At 68.3% G+C, this 14,026-nt stretch carries 16 protein-coding genes; 5 read left to right on the forward strand and 11 right to left on the reverse strand.

The window, feature by feature from the left end:
- Positions 1-42: 42 nt before the first annotated feature.
- The 5 genes from encB (at position 43) to ACN469_RS29695 (ending at position 5,433) form a co-directional block, all read left to right on the forward strand.
- A complete protein-coding gene (gene encB, locus ACN469_RS29675) occupies positions 43-528 on the forward strand; it encodes an encapsulin nanocompartment ferritin-like cargo protein EncB (RefSeq protein ID WP_498773228.1) in 486 nt (161 codons plus the stop codon).
- 47 nt (positions 529-575) lie between these two features.
- Positions 576-1,442 carry an encapsulin nanocompartment shell protein EncA gene (gene encA, locus ACN469_RS29680; protein ID WP_498773230.1) on the forward strand — a complete coding sequence of 289 codons (867 nt, stop codon included), beginning with the start codon at positions 576-578 and terminating at the stop codon, positions 1,440-1,442.
- 25 nt (positions 1,443-1,467) lie between these two features.
- Complete coding sequence (locus ACN469_RS29685) at positions 1,468-2,892, forward strand: sigma-54-dependent transcriptional regulator (RefSeq protein WP_498773232.1); 1,425 nt, start codon at positions 1,468-1,470, stop codon at positions 2,890-2,892.
- Positions 2,893-2,968: 76 nt separating this feature from the next.
- Entirely contained in the window at positions 2,969-4,018 is a 1,050-nt protein-coding gene (locus tag ACN469_RS29690; RefSeq protein ID WP_498773234.1) for a M23 family metallopeptidase, read from the forward strand.
- A gap of 95 nt (positions 4,019-4,113) precedes the next feature.
- Positions 4,114-5,433, forward strand: a complete 1,320-nt coding sequence (locus tag ACN469_RS29695) for a hypothetical protein (protein ID WP_498773235.1) — start codon at positions 4,114-4,116, stop codon at positions 5,431-5,433.
- A 112-nt stretch (positions 5,434-5,545) separates the two neighbouring features.
- On the opposite strand, the gene rsmI is transcribed toward ACN469_RS29695, so the two are convergent.
- From rsmI to sucD, 11 genes are all read right to left on the reverse strand, one after another.
- On the reverse strand, positions 5,546-6,376 hold the full coding sequence (gene rsmI / locus ACN469_RS29700) for a 16S rRNA (cytidine(1402)-2'-O)-methyltransferase (protein ID WP_498773237.1): 831 nt from the start codon (positions 6,374-6,376) through the stop codon (positions 5,546-5,548).
- Positions 6,377-6,385: 9 nt separating this feature from the next.
- Positions 6,386-6,757 carry a YraN family protein gene (locus tag ACN469_RS29705; protein ID WP_498773239.1) on the reverse strand — a complete coding sequence of 124 codons (372 nt, stop codon included), beginning with the start codon at positions 6,755-6,757 and terminating at the stop codon, positions 6,386-6,388.
- 49 nt (positions 6,758-6,806) lie between these two features.
- A complete protein-coding gene (locus ACN469_RS29710) occupies positions 6,807-8,708 on the reverse strand; it encodes an AAA family ATPase (protein ID WP_498773241.1) in 1,902 nt (633 codons plus the stop codon).
- Positions 8,709-8,802: 94 nt separating this feature from the next.
- Positions 8,803-9,186: a 50S ribosomal protein L19 gene (gene rplS / locus ACN469_RS29715; protein WP_498773243.1), complete on the reverse strand. Its 384-nt coding sequence runs from the start codon at positions 9,184-9,186 to the stop codon at positions 8,803-8,805.
- A 122-nt stretch (positions 9,187-9,308) separates the two neighbouring features.
- Positions 9,309-10,052 carry a tRNA (guanosine(37)-N1)-methyltransferase TrmD gene (gene trmD / locus ACN469_RS29720; RefSeq protein ID WP_498773245.1) on the reverse strand — a complete coding sequence of 248 codons (744 nt, stop codon included), beginning with the start codon at positions 10,050-10,052 and terminating at the stop codon, positions 9,309-9,311.
- Entirely contained in the window at positions 10,049-10,612 is a 564-nt protein-coding gene (gene rimM / locus ACN469_RS29725) for a ribosome maturation factor RimM (RefSeq protein WP_498773247.1), read from the reverse strand. The genes trmD and rimM overlap by 4 nt, the downstream gene beginning before the upstream one ends.
- A complete protein-coding gene (locus ACN469_RS29730) occupies positions 10,609-10,893 on the reverse strand; it encodes a KH domain-containing protein (protein WP_498773249.1) in 285 nt (94 codons plus the stop codon). The genes rimM and ACN469_RS29730 overlap by 4 nt, the downstream gene beginning before the upstream one ends.
- Before the next feature lie 26 nt (positions 10,894-10,919).
- Positions 10,920-11,183 carry a 30S ribosomal protein S16 gene (gene rpsP / locus ACN469_RS29735; RefSeq protein ID WP_163866997.1) on the reverse strand — a complete coding sequence of 88 codons (264 nt, stop codon included), beginning with the start codon at positions 11,181-11,183 and terminating at the stop codon, positions 10,920-10,922.
- An 89-nt stretch (positions 11,184-11,272) separates the two neighbouring features.
- Entirely contained in the window at positions 11,273-12,409 is a 1,137-nt protein-coding gene (rlmN, locus tag ACN469_RS29740) for a dual-specificity RNA methyltransferase RlmN (RefSeq protein WP_498773251.1), read from the reverse strand.
- A 212-nt stretch (positions 12,410-12,621) separates the two neighbouring features.
- Positions 12,622-13,065, reverse strand: coding sequence for a nucleoside-diphosphate kinase (gene ndk / locus ACN469_RS29745; RefSeq protein WP_498773253.1), 444 nt, complete (start codon positions 13,063-13,065; stop codon positions 12,622-12,624).
- Between the two features lie 34 nt (positions 13,066-13,099).
- The gene (gene sucD / locus ACN469_RS29750; RefSeq protein ID WP_498773255.1) at positions 13,100-13,996 is read right to left on the reverse strand and encodes a succinate--CoA ligase subunit alpha; all 897 of its coding nucleotides are present in this window, start codon (positions 13,994-13,996) and stop codon (positions 13,100-13,102) included.
- Positions 13,997-14,026 lie beyond the last annotated feature (30 nt).

Here is a 14,026-nt window from a genome sequence, read left to right on the forward strand (position 1 = left end):
CTCTTGACGGTGCCCCCGGCGCATTGCAAGGGTCCGTACCCAATGGCCGATACCCCGGACAGCGACCTGGACGACGTGGCGCGCATCCGCCGCGTGCTGGCGCGCGAGCTGGAGACCATCAACGAATACGAGTCCTTCGCCCGGGCCGCCACACACCCGGAAGTGAAGGCGTTCTTCCTCCACCTGGCGACAGAGGAGAAGGAACACGTGTCGGAGGCGGTTCACATGCTTCGCATGCTCGACGCCAGTCAGGACACCCGCTTCACCAGTCCCATCGCGCCCGGGCACTTCCAGCAGGCCGTCGCCGACGCCGGCACACCTGTCGCGGCCCACTCGCCCTCTCCGTCTCCACCGCCCGCGCCGCACCTCACCAACGGCCGGTCCCCGGTGGAGCCGCTCACCGCCCTTCCCCCTCAGCGCCTGATGTACGGCCTGCCTGCTCCGCCGCCCACCGTGGAGTCCCATCCCCTCACGGTGGGCTCGCTCCGCCGCGGTGGCGGTGGTGGTGGCAGTGGCCGCAGTCGCTGAAGCCGTTCCTTTCCTCTTCTCCTTGTTGAGTATCTGGAGACTGTTCGATGCCTGACTTCCTTGGACATGCCGAGAACCCGCTCCGTGAAGAGGAGTGGGCGCGCCTGAATGAAACCGTCATCCAGGTCGCGCGGCGCTCGCTCGTCGGCCGTCGCATCCTCGACATCTACGGTCCGCTGGGCGCGGGCGTGCAGACGGTGCCCTACGACGAGTTCCAGGGCGTGTCCCCGGGCGCGGTGGACATCGTCGGCGAGCAGGAGACCGCGATGGTCTTCACCGACGCGCGCAAGTTCAAGACCATCCCCATCATCTACAAGGACTTCCTGCTGCACTGGCGGGACATCGAGGCGGCGCGGACGCACAACATGCCGCTGGACGTGTCCGCCGCCGCGGGCGCCGCCGCGCTGTGCGCGCAGCAGGAAGACGAGCTCATCTTCTACGGCGACGCGAAGCTCGGCTACGAGGGCCTGATGACGGCCAACGGCCGGCTCACCGTGTCGCTGGGTGACTGGACGGTGGCGGGCGGTGGGTTCCAGGCCATCGTCGAGGCCACGCGCAAGCTCAACGAGCACGGCCACTTCGGTCCCTACGCCGTCGTGCTGTCGCCCCGGCTGTACTCGCAGCTGCACCGCATCTACGAGAAGACGGGCGTGCTGGAGATCGAGACCATCATGAAGCTGGCCTCGGACGGCGTCTTCCAGTCCAACCGCCTGCGCGGCGACTCCGGCGTGGTGGTGTCCACCGGCCGCGAGAACATGGACCTGGCGGTGTCCATGGACATGGTGGCGTCCTACCTGGGCGCCTCGCGGATGAACCATCCGTTCCGCGTGCTGGAGGCGCTCCTCTTGCGCATCAAGCACCCGGACGCCATCTGCACCCTCGAGGGCCCCACCGCGGCGCCGGCCCGTCGTTAGTACGGCCCCTCCGCGCCCTGCTCCCATGGCAAGAGTCCTGGTGATTGACGACGAGGCGAACCTCCGCAAGGTGCTCGCCACGATGCTGCGCCGGGATGGCTTTGACGTCACCGTCGCGGAGAATGGTGAGCAGGGGCTCGCCGAGTTCCACAAGAACGGCGCCGACATCATCGTGACGGACCTGGTGATGCCCAAGGTGGGCGGCATGGAGGTGCTCAGCACCATCCGCGCCGCCAACCCGGACGTGCCCGTCATCATCATCACCGCGCACGGCACCGTGGACTCGGCCGTGGACGCCATCAAGGCGGGCGCGTTCGACTACATCACCAAGCCCTTCGATCAGGCGGAGCTGTCCGTCGTGGTCGCCAAGGCCGCCAAGACGAACGAGAGCGCCCGTCGCTCCGTGCGTCCGGACCTCAAGGCGCGCGCCGCCATCATCGGCGATGCGCCCCAGATGCAGGACGTCTACAAGGTCATCGACAAGGTGGCGGACACGCCCTCCACGGTGCTCATCACCGGCGAGAGCGGCACCGGCAAGGAGCTGATCGCCACCGCGCTGCACGGCGCCTCCAGCCGTCGCGACAAGCCGTTCATCAAGATCAACTGCGCGGCCATCCCCGCCACGCTGCTGGAGAGCGAGCTGTTCGGCTACGAGCGCGGGGCCTTCACCGGCGCCGTCACCTCCAAGCCCGGCCGCTTCGAGCTGGCTGACGAAGGCACGCTCTTCCTGGACGAGATCGGCGAGATTCCCGTCGAGATGCAGGTGAAGCTGCTGCGCGCGCTCCAGGAAGGTGAGTTCGAGCGCGTGGGCGGCATCAAGACGACCCGCGTGGACGTGCGCCTCGTCGCCGCCACCAACCGCGACCTCCAGGCGGAGATTGAAGCGGGCCGGTTCCGCAAGGACCTGTACTACCGGCTGGCGGTGGTGCCGCTCACCCTGCCGCCCCTGCGGGAGCGCCGCAGCGACATCCTGATGCTCGCGCGGCACTTCGTGGATAAGTACAACCGCCGCCTCAACAAGAAGATCGAGGGCATCAGCGACGAAGCGCTGGCGCTGCTCCAGGGCTACTCGTGGCCGGGCAACATCCGCGAGCTGGAGAACCTCATCGAGCGCGCGCTGCTGTTCGCGGACGGCCCGCTCATCACCGCCAAGGACCTGCCCGACCCCGTCCGTCAGGGACCGGGCGTCCAGGCGAGCTCTTCGTCAGCCGCCACCGCGCCGAGCATGGAAGTTCCCACGGGCGAGGTGGGCCTGAAGGACATCGTCCGGATGAAGGCGGCGGAGCTGGAGCGGGACCTCATCGTCAAGAAGCTCGATGAGACGGGGGGCAACGTCACCCGGGCCGCACGGCTCCTGCAGATCAGCCGCAAGTCGCTGCAGACGAAGATGAAGGAATTCGGCCTGCGCGACACCACGCCAGACGAGCAAGAGGACGGCCCCGAGGATTGACCCTCGGCAGGCGGAATTCCTCGTCGCGGGCGCTGGTTTTCGCGCCCGCCCACTCTTTCCATTTCACGGAGCCAGCATGCGGCCGAATCTCCCCACCCTCGGTGCACCACCCAAGCGCAGCCCTATCGGGCCCGTGGTCGCCGTGTCACTCATCCTGGGCGGCGCCGCCGGGGGCGTGTGGTGGTGGAAGCAGCGGATGGCCAGCGCCACGGGCGAGGCCGCCGTGCATCAGCCTGTCGCCGAGGCCGCCGGCTCCGTCGATGCGGGCGCCGTCGCGGCGTCCGCGCTCACCGCGCCCGTTCCCGTGGACCCGGTGAAGGCCGCGGGCATGGAGCGCGCGTCGATGCGCATCGACGGCCCGCTGGAGACGGCCATCAACAACGCCGCCGGCGCGGACGTGGGCCCCGCCCTGGCGCAGGTGGTGACGCGCACGCTGGTGTGGTGGGTGGCGGTGCCGGGTGAAATCCTGCGCGGCGACACGCTCGACATCCTCTTCCAGCGCCGCCCCAACGAGGAGCCCCTGGTGCACGCGGTGCGCTTCACGAGCGCCAAGCTGGGCAAGACGCTGAGCGCGTATCGCTACCAGTCGGGAACCGAGGGCGCCGCCGCCCGGTACTACCTGTCCACGGGCGAGGAGCTGGAGCTGCGCCTGGAGAAGTCGCCGCTGGACGACTACGAGCAGGTGACGTCGCTGCTGCGCGACGGCCGGCGCCACAAGGGCGTGGACTTCCGCACCCCCGTGGGCACGCCCGTCAAGGCGCCCTTCGCGGGCGTGGTGAAGCGCAAGAACTGGAACTGGGGCAGCAACGGCAACTGCCTGGAGCTGGTGGAGTCGGGTGGCCGTGGCCGCCGCGCCCTCTTCCTGCACCTGGACGAGGTGGGCAAGGACATCCACCCGGGCACGCGCTTCAACGTGGGACAGGTCATCGGCCGGAGCGGCAACACGGGCCGCTCCTTCGCGCCCCACCTGCACTACCAGCTGATGACCCAGGATGACCGGGTGCTGGACCCCTTCGACCAGCACAAGACCTACCGACGCACCATCGCGGCCACCCACAAGACGGGCCTCGATGACGAGGTCCGGCGCCTGGAAGGGCTGCTCGGAACCTCCGTCGCGGGTAAGTAAAAGCAACCCGATTCTTGACACTCCTTCGACGGCGCGGCTAGCTGGAAGCCCCCGGGCTTGCCGGAAGGCCCGGTCGTTTCGCCGTCGGAGGTCGGATGCACAGGCTTCGCGCCGTACTCGCCGCGCTTACACTGGGCGCGCCGTTCGCCGCCAGCGCGGCGGACATCACCCGGATCGCTTCGTCCTTCGAGGACGACGATCCGTTCGACCTGTTCATCGACGTCGGGTTCGAACGTACGCAGACTCGCGCCAAGATTGTCCGCGAGCAACTCGCTCCCGCGGGCACGCCCCCCAATGAGGATGGCTCGCCCGCCACCCGCGGTGATGCCGCGGAGCTCTGGTACAAGGGCGTGGATGCCCGCCTCAACCTGAGGCTGGCCATCGGTCTCTATCGGGATTTGGAGCTGTCCTTCACGCTCCCGCTGGTGTTCCAGCAGAACGAGAGTTGGGACTTCACCTCCCAGTCGTCCCAGGAGACGTCCACCATCACCAACAACTGCATCAACGCGGATGGGACGACCATCGCGGGATGCCTCTCGGATCCGCAGACCAACGGCGTGCCCCTCTTCGGCATGCCGCAGGAGAGCTTCCGGGGCGGTCTGGGCAACCTCCACTTCGGCCTGGCCTACGCCTTCTTCAACCAGGCGAAGGACGACACCAAGCCCACCTGGATTGTCGGCATCGACTACGAGGCGCCCACCGCGAAGATGCGGGACCCGAGCGTGGACACCACGAACTCGGACGAGCGCGGCAACATCGGCGACCGGGTCCACAAGTATCAAATCTACACGGCGTTCTCGCGCCGCATGGGCGTGGCCGAGCCGTACTTCAAGGCCAGCTACACCATCCCCGTCCGGGGCCCGCTCTTCTACTCCAACTGCGACCAGCGCGACGCCGACCCGCCGAACCTCGGCGCGCCCGGCAACTGCGGCACGGGCCCGTGGAACCGCAAGGAGACGGGCATGAAGTCGCCCGAGATGCTGGGGATGACGGCTGGTGTGGAGCTGGTGCCGTTCGACCGGCCCCAGAAGCACCAGAAGTTCACCCTGGACCTGCGGGCCATCGGAAACTACGTGGGCTCCGGCCGGTACAACAACGAGCTGAGCGCGGCGCTGCGCAAGCTGCTCACCTCCGAGGACTACTTCCAGGTCGGCGGCATGCTCGGCGCCACCGCCAGCGCGTCGGACACCTTCAAGATTCGCGCGTCGGGCACGTTCCTCTACAACACGGACCACACGCTGACGAACGAGGAGCTCGGCCAGGACCTCGACGGCAACGGAGAAGTCGACACCGATCCAGGCTCGGCGGAGCTCAACCCGACGTTCGATTGGCGCTACGACCTGGTCTCCCGCCGCTTCCGCGCCGTGGGCAGCACGACGTTCCGCTTCGACCTGAGCGCTTCGTTCAACTTCTAGCGGCAGGAAGCACCCGGGAGGAGCGGCATGCACCGCCTGCCCTCCCGGTGCCGCGACGGCGGCAACGCGGACATCAGGAAGGAACCATTCCCTCCCTGGAGTCCACTTCGATTCACCGCTTCAGCGAGAGCCCGAGTCGGTAGACGTCCTGTCCCGACCAGCCCGCACGACGCGCCAGCTCGGTGCTCAGCGGCTTGAGCTTCTCCCCGCGAGCCAGTCCCTCTTCGAGCCCTCGCCGCAGCTCCTCCTCGGACCAGCGGCGCTCTCCGGTGCGGCCCTCCACCAGGACCACCACCTCGCCCCGGGCCTCCTCCGTCGCGTAGCGCGCGGACAGCTCCGACAGCGGGCCCCGCACGAACTCCTCGTGCAGCTTGGTCAGCTCACGGGCCACGCACGCACGGCGATCACCCCAGGCCTCCTGCAGGTCCGGGAGCGTTTCTCCCAGGCGGCGGGGAGATTCGTAGAGCACCAGCGTCGCGGACAGCGCGGCCACTTCCTCCAGCATGGCGCGCCGCTCAGCGCCCTTACGGGGCAGGAAGCCCAGGAAGTGGAAGCGCCCCGTGGGGAGCCCTGACGCGCTCAGGGCCGCGACGAGGGCCGTGGCGCCAGGGATTGGCACCACCGTCAGCCCTCGCTCCAGGGCCTCGGCCACCAGCCGCTCGCCAGGGTCGCTGATGGCCGGACTGCCCGCGTCCGTGATGAGCGCGCAGTCATCCCCTTCCGAAATCCGGTCCAGGATTCGCCCGGCCCGCTGTCCCTCCGCGAAGGCCGGGAGGCTCACCAGGTCCTTGCCGCCAATGCCGAAGTGGTCCAGCAGCACGCGGGAGTGCCGCGTGTCCTCGCAGGCGATGAAGCGCACCGCGCGCAGCGTCTCCAGCGCGCGAGTCGAGATGTCACCCAGGTTCCCGATGGGCGTGGCCACCAGGTACAGCGTTCCAGCCATGCCTTCCCCTTACATGCCCGCATCGAAGGCGCCGGGAATGTGCTCCACGGTGGCGCGCTCTCCGCGCCCCACCACTGAAATCACGTCGAAGCGCATCATCCGCTCACGCAGGTCATGAGCGAAGAGATAGTGCAGCGCCGCCTTCACCACCCGACGCTGCTTGGCGAAGGACACGGTGTGCGCCGGGTCTCCCCACACAGCCGAGGAGCGCATCCGCACCTCGACGAAGCACACGAGGTCCTCGCGCTCCGCCACCACGTCCAGCTCGCCGTAACGACACAGCCAGTTCCGCGCCTTCACCCGCCAACCCCGCTCCTCCAGATACCGCACCGCCACCGACTCCGCCTCGTCCCCGAACTCCCGCCGCACCCCACGCCCCATCCCCGTACCCCCACGGTCCTCCTCCACGGAGGACACCCGCCACATCGGACTACACGTTAACCGTGCCGTCCGACATCTGGGCGAAGCCGGGGTGCGGGGTGACGTGGAGCACCTGCGTCAGCGTGCCCAGGTGCTTCAGCATGCGGGCGATGAGCGGCAGCTTCACTTCCTCGACGCCGGCGAAGACATCCTCGAGGACGAAGGGCCGCTTCACGCGGGCGCTCGCCTTCTCCACCACCGTCATCCGCAGCGCCAGGTAATACAGGTCCAGGTCCTTGGGCGGAATCTCGCCCACCGGCACGCGCTTACCACCCGCGAGCGCGAAGGCCCGACCTTCCTTGTCCCACTCGACGCCCTGGTAGCGGCGGTCCGCGAGCGCGGTGAAGTACTGGACGCAGCGCTCCTTGAGCATCGCCTGCACGCTCAGCACGTCGGTGGTGAAGATGTCAGAGGCCTGCGCCAGCAGTGCCGGAGAGGGGTCCTCCAGCGGCTCGGCGGGCGCGGGAGAACCATCGGGCCCAGCAGCGGCCGGCGGAGGGGGGGCCTTCGCCAGCGCGATGGACTCCTTCACGCGGCCCAGCTCGCGCTCCACCTCGCGCATGTCGCGCACGTAGGAGCCCTTCTGCGTGAGGTCCGCGTTGAGCGCCTCGAGCTGGTCCTTCAGCGCCTGTCGCTGCGTGGACGCGGCCACGAACTCCGGATCCGCCTCCATGCCCACGAGCTGATCCTTCAACTCCACCACGCGAGCCGCCAGCAGCTCCTTGCGCTCCAGCGCGGCGGGAATCTCATCCAGGCTCTCCACGCCGAGCGCCTTCTGCGCCATGCGCACCGGCGCGGCCTCGGCCTCGAACTCCTCGTGGAGCTTCTTCTCGCGAGAGTCGAAGCGGCCTTCCTTGCTGCCCCGCTGCGAGGTCTTCTGGAGCTCGTCCACGTAGCGCAGCGCGAGCAGCGCGGAGAAGCCGAAGGCCGGGATGTCCAGCAGCGCCAGGTAGCGGAACGTGCTGTCGATGCCGAGCCCCAGGCCCAGCCCCAGCCCCAGGAACAACACGCCCACGGCGATGCCCGCCCAGAAGCCACGGTCCTCGGTCAGCGGCTCCACCGAGTCCGGCACCTCCGCCGCGTCCGCATCCCGGTCCGCGCCCAGTCGGGCCAGCGCATCGTCCCGCTTCGCCACCGCCTTGGGGTAGCGCTGCACGCGGTTGAGGATGTCCTGGGGAAGGCCCAGCGTCTGCGGCGTCGGCGCGGCCCGCCACGCGTTCTCCGCATCGTTGATGGCGACCTTCAGGCCCTCGGTGCCCCTCAGGCGCTGGTCCGCATCGAAGATCTGCGAGGACAACCCATCCACCTTGAACTGGAGCGCATCCACCTCACGCGCGGAGACGAGCTCCGCTTCCAGCGCGCGCACCTTCGCCTCGGACGCCGCGACGTCCTCGGAAGGCGCCACGGCGGAGGCGGACGCCAGCGAGGGGAACTTGCCGGACGTCTTCGGATCCACGCCGGCCTTGGCTGCGGCCTTGCGCGGACGCCGCGACGGAAGCTGCCCCAGTTGGAGGCAGTAGAGCTGCTCGAACGTCGTCCGCGGAGGCAGCCCCACTTGGCCCCGGAGGAACTGGTTCATCTCCGAGGCGTCCGAGGACACCAGCTCCGGCTGCTGCGTCGTCTTGTTCAGACGGTGCAACGTCCCCGAGCCGCCCAGCTCCCGCAGCACGCGGTAGGTGGCGCCATCGACGCCCTGGAACGTGAGCGCGGCCTTGCCGGACTTCGCACCGGGAGCCACGAAGGAGGCATCTCCGCCACGGCCGTCCGCATAGAACAGCGCGAGCAGGAGCCCCGCGAACGGGCTCGCCTCAGCCGAGGGTGGCTTGAGGACAAGGTACCCGGACTTGAGCGCGAAGCGGCCCGCGGGAGTGAAGCCCCGGACATTCTGGACGGCGACCTCGACGAATTGCATGGCCGGCGCATGTTACCGCGAATGAAAAAAGGAGCGCCCGGGATCGGACGCTCCTTCTTGATGACGGCCCGAGGGCCGACGAGGACTCAGGCGCTCAGGAGGCCTTCGGGGCCTTGGGGGCCTTGTCGGCGTCTTCCTGCACGTCCACGCGGGCCGCCTTGCCCTTGAGGTTGCGGAGGTAGAACAGGCGGCTGCGGTTCACGCGGCCACGCGACAGGACTTCGATCTTCTCGTAGCGGGGGCTGTGCAGCGGGAAGATGCGCTCCACGCCGACGCCGAAGGACGTCTTGCGGACGGTGAAGGTGGCCCGGTGGCTGCCCGAGGTCTTCCGGATGACGGTGCCCTCGAACGCCTGCACGCGCTCCTTCTCGCCCTCCTTCACCTTCCAGAAGACGCGCACGGAGTCACCAGAACGGAACGAGGTGACGTCCTGGCGCAGGTACTTGGCCTCGACGTGCTGAATGGCGCTGTTACGCATGACAGACTCCAGTAAAGCGGAAGCTAACGCGATGATGAACGCGTGAAAGAGCGGGCCGTACTACCAGAGAGAACGGTGTCGGACAAGCCCGCTGAAGCCCAATCCACTGAGAACCCCCAGGGTTACAGGTCTTCCTCGCGGCGAGCCAGCAGTTTCTGATCCGCCTTCGACAACGTCAGGCGGGCGAACAGGTCCGGCCGGCGCTCTTGCGTGAGCACCAGGGATTTCCACCGACGCCACCGGGCAATGCGGGCATGGTCTCCCGACTGGAGGGCCGCGGGCACCTCGACCTCCCGGAAGACGGGCGGGCGCGTGTAGTGGGGATGCTCCAGCGTCCCCTCCTCGAAGCTCTCCGACACCGAGGACGCCACGTTGCCCAGCACCCCGGGCACCAGGCGCGCCACGGCATCCACCACCGCCAGCGCGGCGATCTCCCCGCCGGTGAGGACGAAGTCCCCCAAGGACAGCTCGCCGTCCAGGTGGCTCATCACCCGCTCGTCCACGCCCTCGTAGCGGCCGCAGACGAGGATCAGCCCCGCGGTGTGCGCTACCAGTTCGCGCACCGTGGCCTGCGTGAAGGTCGCTCCACGAGGGCTCATCAGCAGCACCTTCGCGCCGGGCAGCCGCGTCCGAGCCGCTTCGATGGCCGCGATCAGCGGCTCGGGCTTCATCACCATCCCCGCGCCGCCCCCGTAGGGCGCGTCGTCGGTGACGCGATGCTTGCCCTCCGCGTACTCGCGGATGTCGGTGATGGTGGTGGAGAGCAGGCCCTTCTCCTGGGCCTTGCCGAGGATGCTGGAGCCCAGGTAGCCGGACACCATGCCGGGGAACAGCGTGAGCAGCTCCACCGGATACGGCGGGCTCACGACTCGGACCCGTCCGGGGCGTCCTTGTCGGCGTCGCGACGCCCGACCTCCACGTACTCTGGAGGGCGGATCACGATGCGCTGGGCGGCGATGTCCACGGTGGGGACGAACTCGTCCGCGAAGGGAACCACCAGCTCCTGGCGTCCCGCGGCGCGGATGACCAGGTTCGGCACTTCGCCGGTGGCCCAGATCTCCTCCACCGTGCCCAGGGGCGTGCCAGCCTCATCCACGGCGGACAGGCCCAGCAGGTCACCCTGGAAGAACTGGCCCTCCTCGGGCGCCTCCAGGTCCTCGCGGAAGACGAACACCGTGGAGCCCACGAGCGACTCCGCCTCCGTGCGCGTCTCCACGCCCTCGAAGGCGACGATGTCCTCTTTCGGCGTGGGCCGCAGCTCCTCAATCTTGAGGTCGCGCTCCACGCCCGCACGCGTGCGGATGCGGACCCGCTCGACGGTGGCGAGCGTCTCCGAGTTTGGATCAAACGGCCGCACGGCCACCTCGCCGCGCAGCCCGTGCGCGCGCGAGATGAAGCCCAGCTCAAGCAAGGGTTTCTGGGTCACCGCGACACGTCCGGTGCGGCGGCGGGGGGACCGCTGGCCGCATTGCGCCGGTCGTCGAGGATCTCCAGACGGACCTTCTGGCCTGACTTCTGCGCGGCGGCATTGAGCAGCGTCCGGAGGGCATTCACGGTGCGCCCATCACGGCCGATGACCTTGCCGACGTCCTCGGGGGCGACCTTCAGCTCGAAGAGCCGCGCGCCGTCCGCCTCGGAGATGCGCAGGCCCACCTGGTCCGGTTGATCGACCAGGGCCCGCGCCAGATACGTGAGGAGTTGCTCCACGTCCGCTCAGTACAGGCGGTCGCGGATCAAGCCGCGGGGGTGGACTTGGGAGCCTTCGCGGCGACCTTGATGAGGTCGGCGACAGTCTCCGAAGGCGTCGCGCCCGTCTTCAGCCAGTAGCTCAGCCGCTCCTCGTTGAACTCCACCTTCGGAGGGGTGAGGTTCGGGTCGTACGCGCCAACGGCCTCGATGAACTTGCCGTCCCGGGGATTGCGGGAGTCGGTGGCGACCACGTGGTAGTAGGGCTTCTTCTTGGCGCCCGCTCGGGCAAGACGGAGGACGACGGCCATGGAGTACTCCAACGAACAGGTTACGACGATGGAAACGGGGTGGCGCTCTTAACGCCGTACCCGCCGGATTGTCAAGGAAGCTCGGGACTTTATGTCGTGCTTTCGGCTGCGGACGCCTCACCACGATTGGCGAGTTGCCCGCAGGCGCCAGCGATGTCCCGGCCCCGGTTCTTGCGGATGTACGCGGCCACGTGCCCGTCCGACAAGATGGCTCGGAACTCTTCGGCCCGCTCTTCCGCGGTGGTCTGGAACCCCAGACCCGGGTTCTCGTTGTAGGGAATCAGGTTCACCTTCGCCGGAATTCCCTTGAGCAGCTGGATGAGGCGGTGGGCGTCCTCGTCGCTGTCGTTGAAGCCCTGGATGAGGACGTACTCGAAGGTGATGCGGCGCCCCTGGCGCAGCGGGAACTTGCGACACGCGTCCAGCAGCGCGGCGATGTTCCACTTGCGGTTGACGGGCATCGTCTTGCTGCGCTGCTCGTCGGTGCTGGCGTTGAGGGAGATGGCCAGCTTCACGTCCGTCTCCTGGCCGAAGCGCTCGATCATGGGAACGAGGCCCACGGTGGACACGGTGATGTGGCGGTGGCTGAAGTTCGGCCCGTCCCCGGACTGGAGGATGGCGAGCGCCGTCTTGAGGTTCTCGAAGTTGTGCAGCGGCTCGCCCATCCCCATGAACACGAGGTTGGAGAGCGGACGCAGCGTCTCGTGGCCCTCGTTCTTGCGGACCTCGCGGTTCACCGCGTGGACCTGGGCGACAATCTCGCTGGCCGTCAGGTTGCGCTTGAGGCCCATCGTGCCCGTCATGCAGAAGCTACAGGCCATGGCGCAGCCCACCTGGGTGGACACGCACAGCGTCCTGCGGTCCTCGGAGGGCATGTAGACGGACTCGATGTAGCGCCCGTCCCGCGTCTTCCACCGGTACTTGATGGTGCCGTCGATGCTGCGCTGCTCCAGGTCCTTCACCAGCGGGATGATCTCCGCGGCGACCCTGAGCTTCTCGCGCAGGACCTTGGACAGGTCCGTCATCTCGTCGAACGAGGTGGCACCGCGCTGGTGCAGCCAGCGGTAGACCTGGGGGGCACGGAAGGCGCGCTCGCCCAGCTGCTCGGTGACGAAGCGGGTGAGCGCCTCCAGTGACAGGCTGGCCACGTCCACGAGCTTCGCTGGCGCGGGCGCCGGCAGGGGCTCCGTGACGGGAAGAGAGGGGGTGGCGGAGGTCTCGGTCATCGTCGTCGCGCTATTGAACGGTAAGGCCCGGGGCGTCCCTTCCCACACCTGGGCACGACAAGTCAAAGGAGCGCACGGCCCCTGAGTCCTGCTCCGGGCAGGAGCGCCCTCCCGCTCCCCTGCCCCGCTGGAAAGCCAACGGCCCGGGCCAGCCCCTCGCGGGTGCCGACACCGGGCCGTCAGTCACGGGCCCCGCGCGGGGGCCCTGCCGCCTACTTCTTGGCGGTGTACTCGTACGACTGGATCTCCGTCTCGCGGAAGAAGTACGCGATCTCGTTCTTCGCGTTCTCCAGGCTGTCGGAGCCGTGCACCGTGTTCTGGTCGATGCTGGTGGCGAAGTCCTTGCGGATGGTGCCCTCGGCCGCCTGCGCGGGGTTGGTGGCGCCCATGATGTCGCGGTTGCCCAGGACGGCGTTCTCGCCCTCCAGCACCATCAGGACCACCGGGCCGGAGACCATGAACTGCACCAGGTCCTTGAAGAAGGGCCGGGCCTTGTGGACCGCGTAGAAGCCCTCGGCCTCCTTCTGGGAGAGCTGCTGGAGCCGGATGGCGACCGGCTTCAGACCCTTCTCCTCGAAGCGGCTGATGACCTTCCCGATGACGCCCTTCTGAAGACCGTCCGGCTTGATGATGGACAGCGTACGCTCGATGGCCATTTTGACTGGCTCCTTGTTCCCTTGAGGGGGGGTGTTAGCGCTTCGTGGGGCCGCGCTTCACGGCCGCCTGGAGGGTGGTGCCCAGCTCGGCGGGGCTGGCGGCCATCAGGATTCCCGCGGCCTCCATCGCCTTGATCTTCTCCGTCGCCGTGCCCTTGCCACCAGAGATGATGGCGCCGGCGTGGCCCATGCGCTTGCCCGGGGGCGCCGACTGACCGGCGATGAACCCGGCGATGGGCTTGGTGAACTCGCGAGCGACGTACTCCGCGCCCAGCTCCTCGGCGCTGCCGCCGATCTCACCAATCATGATCACCGCGTCCGTGTCCGGGTCCGCGTTGAACAGCTTCAGCACGTCCACGAAGTCCGTGCCGTTGACCGGGTCTCCGCCGATGCCGACCGCCGTCGACTGGCCCAGGCCCAGCTGCGTGAGCTGGTGCACGGCCTCGTACGTCAGCGTGCCGGAGCGCGACACCACGCCGATGCGGCCCGCCTTGTGGATGTGGCCCGGCATGATGCCGATCTTGCACTTGGCGCCGGGGGTGATGACGCCCGGACAGTTCGGACCGATGAGGCGCACGCCCGGCTTGCCCTGCAGGTAGCGCTTGGCGCGCACCATGTCGAGGACCGGGATGCCTTCGGTGATCGTGATGATGAGGGACACGCCCGCGTCAGCGGCCTCCATGATGGAGTCCGCGGCGAACGGGGGCGGGACGAAGATGACGGACGTGTTCGCGCCCGTCTGCTTCACGGCGTCGGCGACCGTGTTGAACACGGGAACCTTGCCCTCGAAGTCGGTGCCGCCCTTGCCCGGCGTGACACCACCAACGAGCTTCGTGCCGTAGTCCAACATCTGCTTCGAGTGGAACGAGCCCGCCGAGCCGGTGATGCCCTGGCAGAGGACCTTCGTGTTTTCGTTGACGAGGATGCTCATGGCGCTCCTTCAAAAAAGTGTGGGCGATGA

The organism is Corallococcus terminator (assembly GCF_049194865.1).
GTDB classification, from domain to species: domain Bacteria; phylum Myxococcota; class Myxococcia; order Myxococcales; family Myxococcaceae; genus Myxococcus; species Myxococcus terminator_A.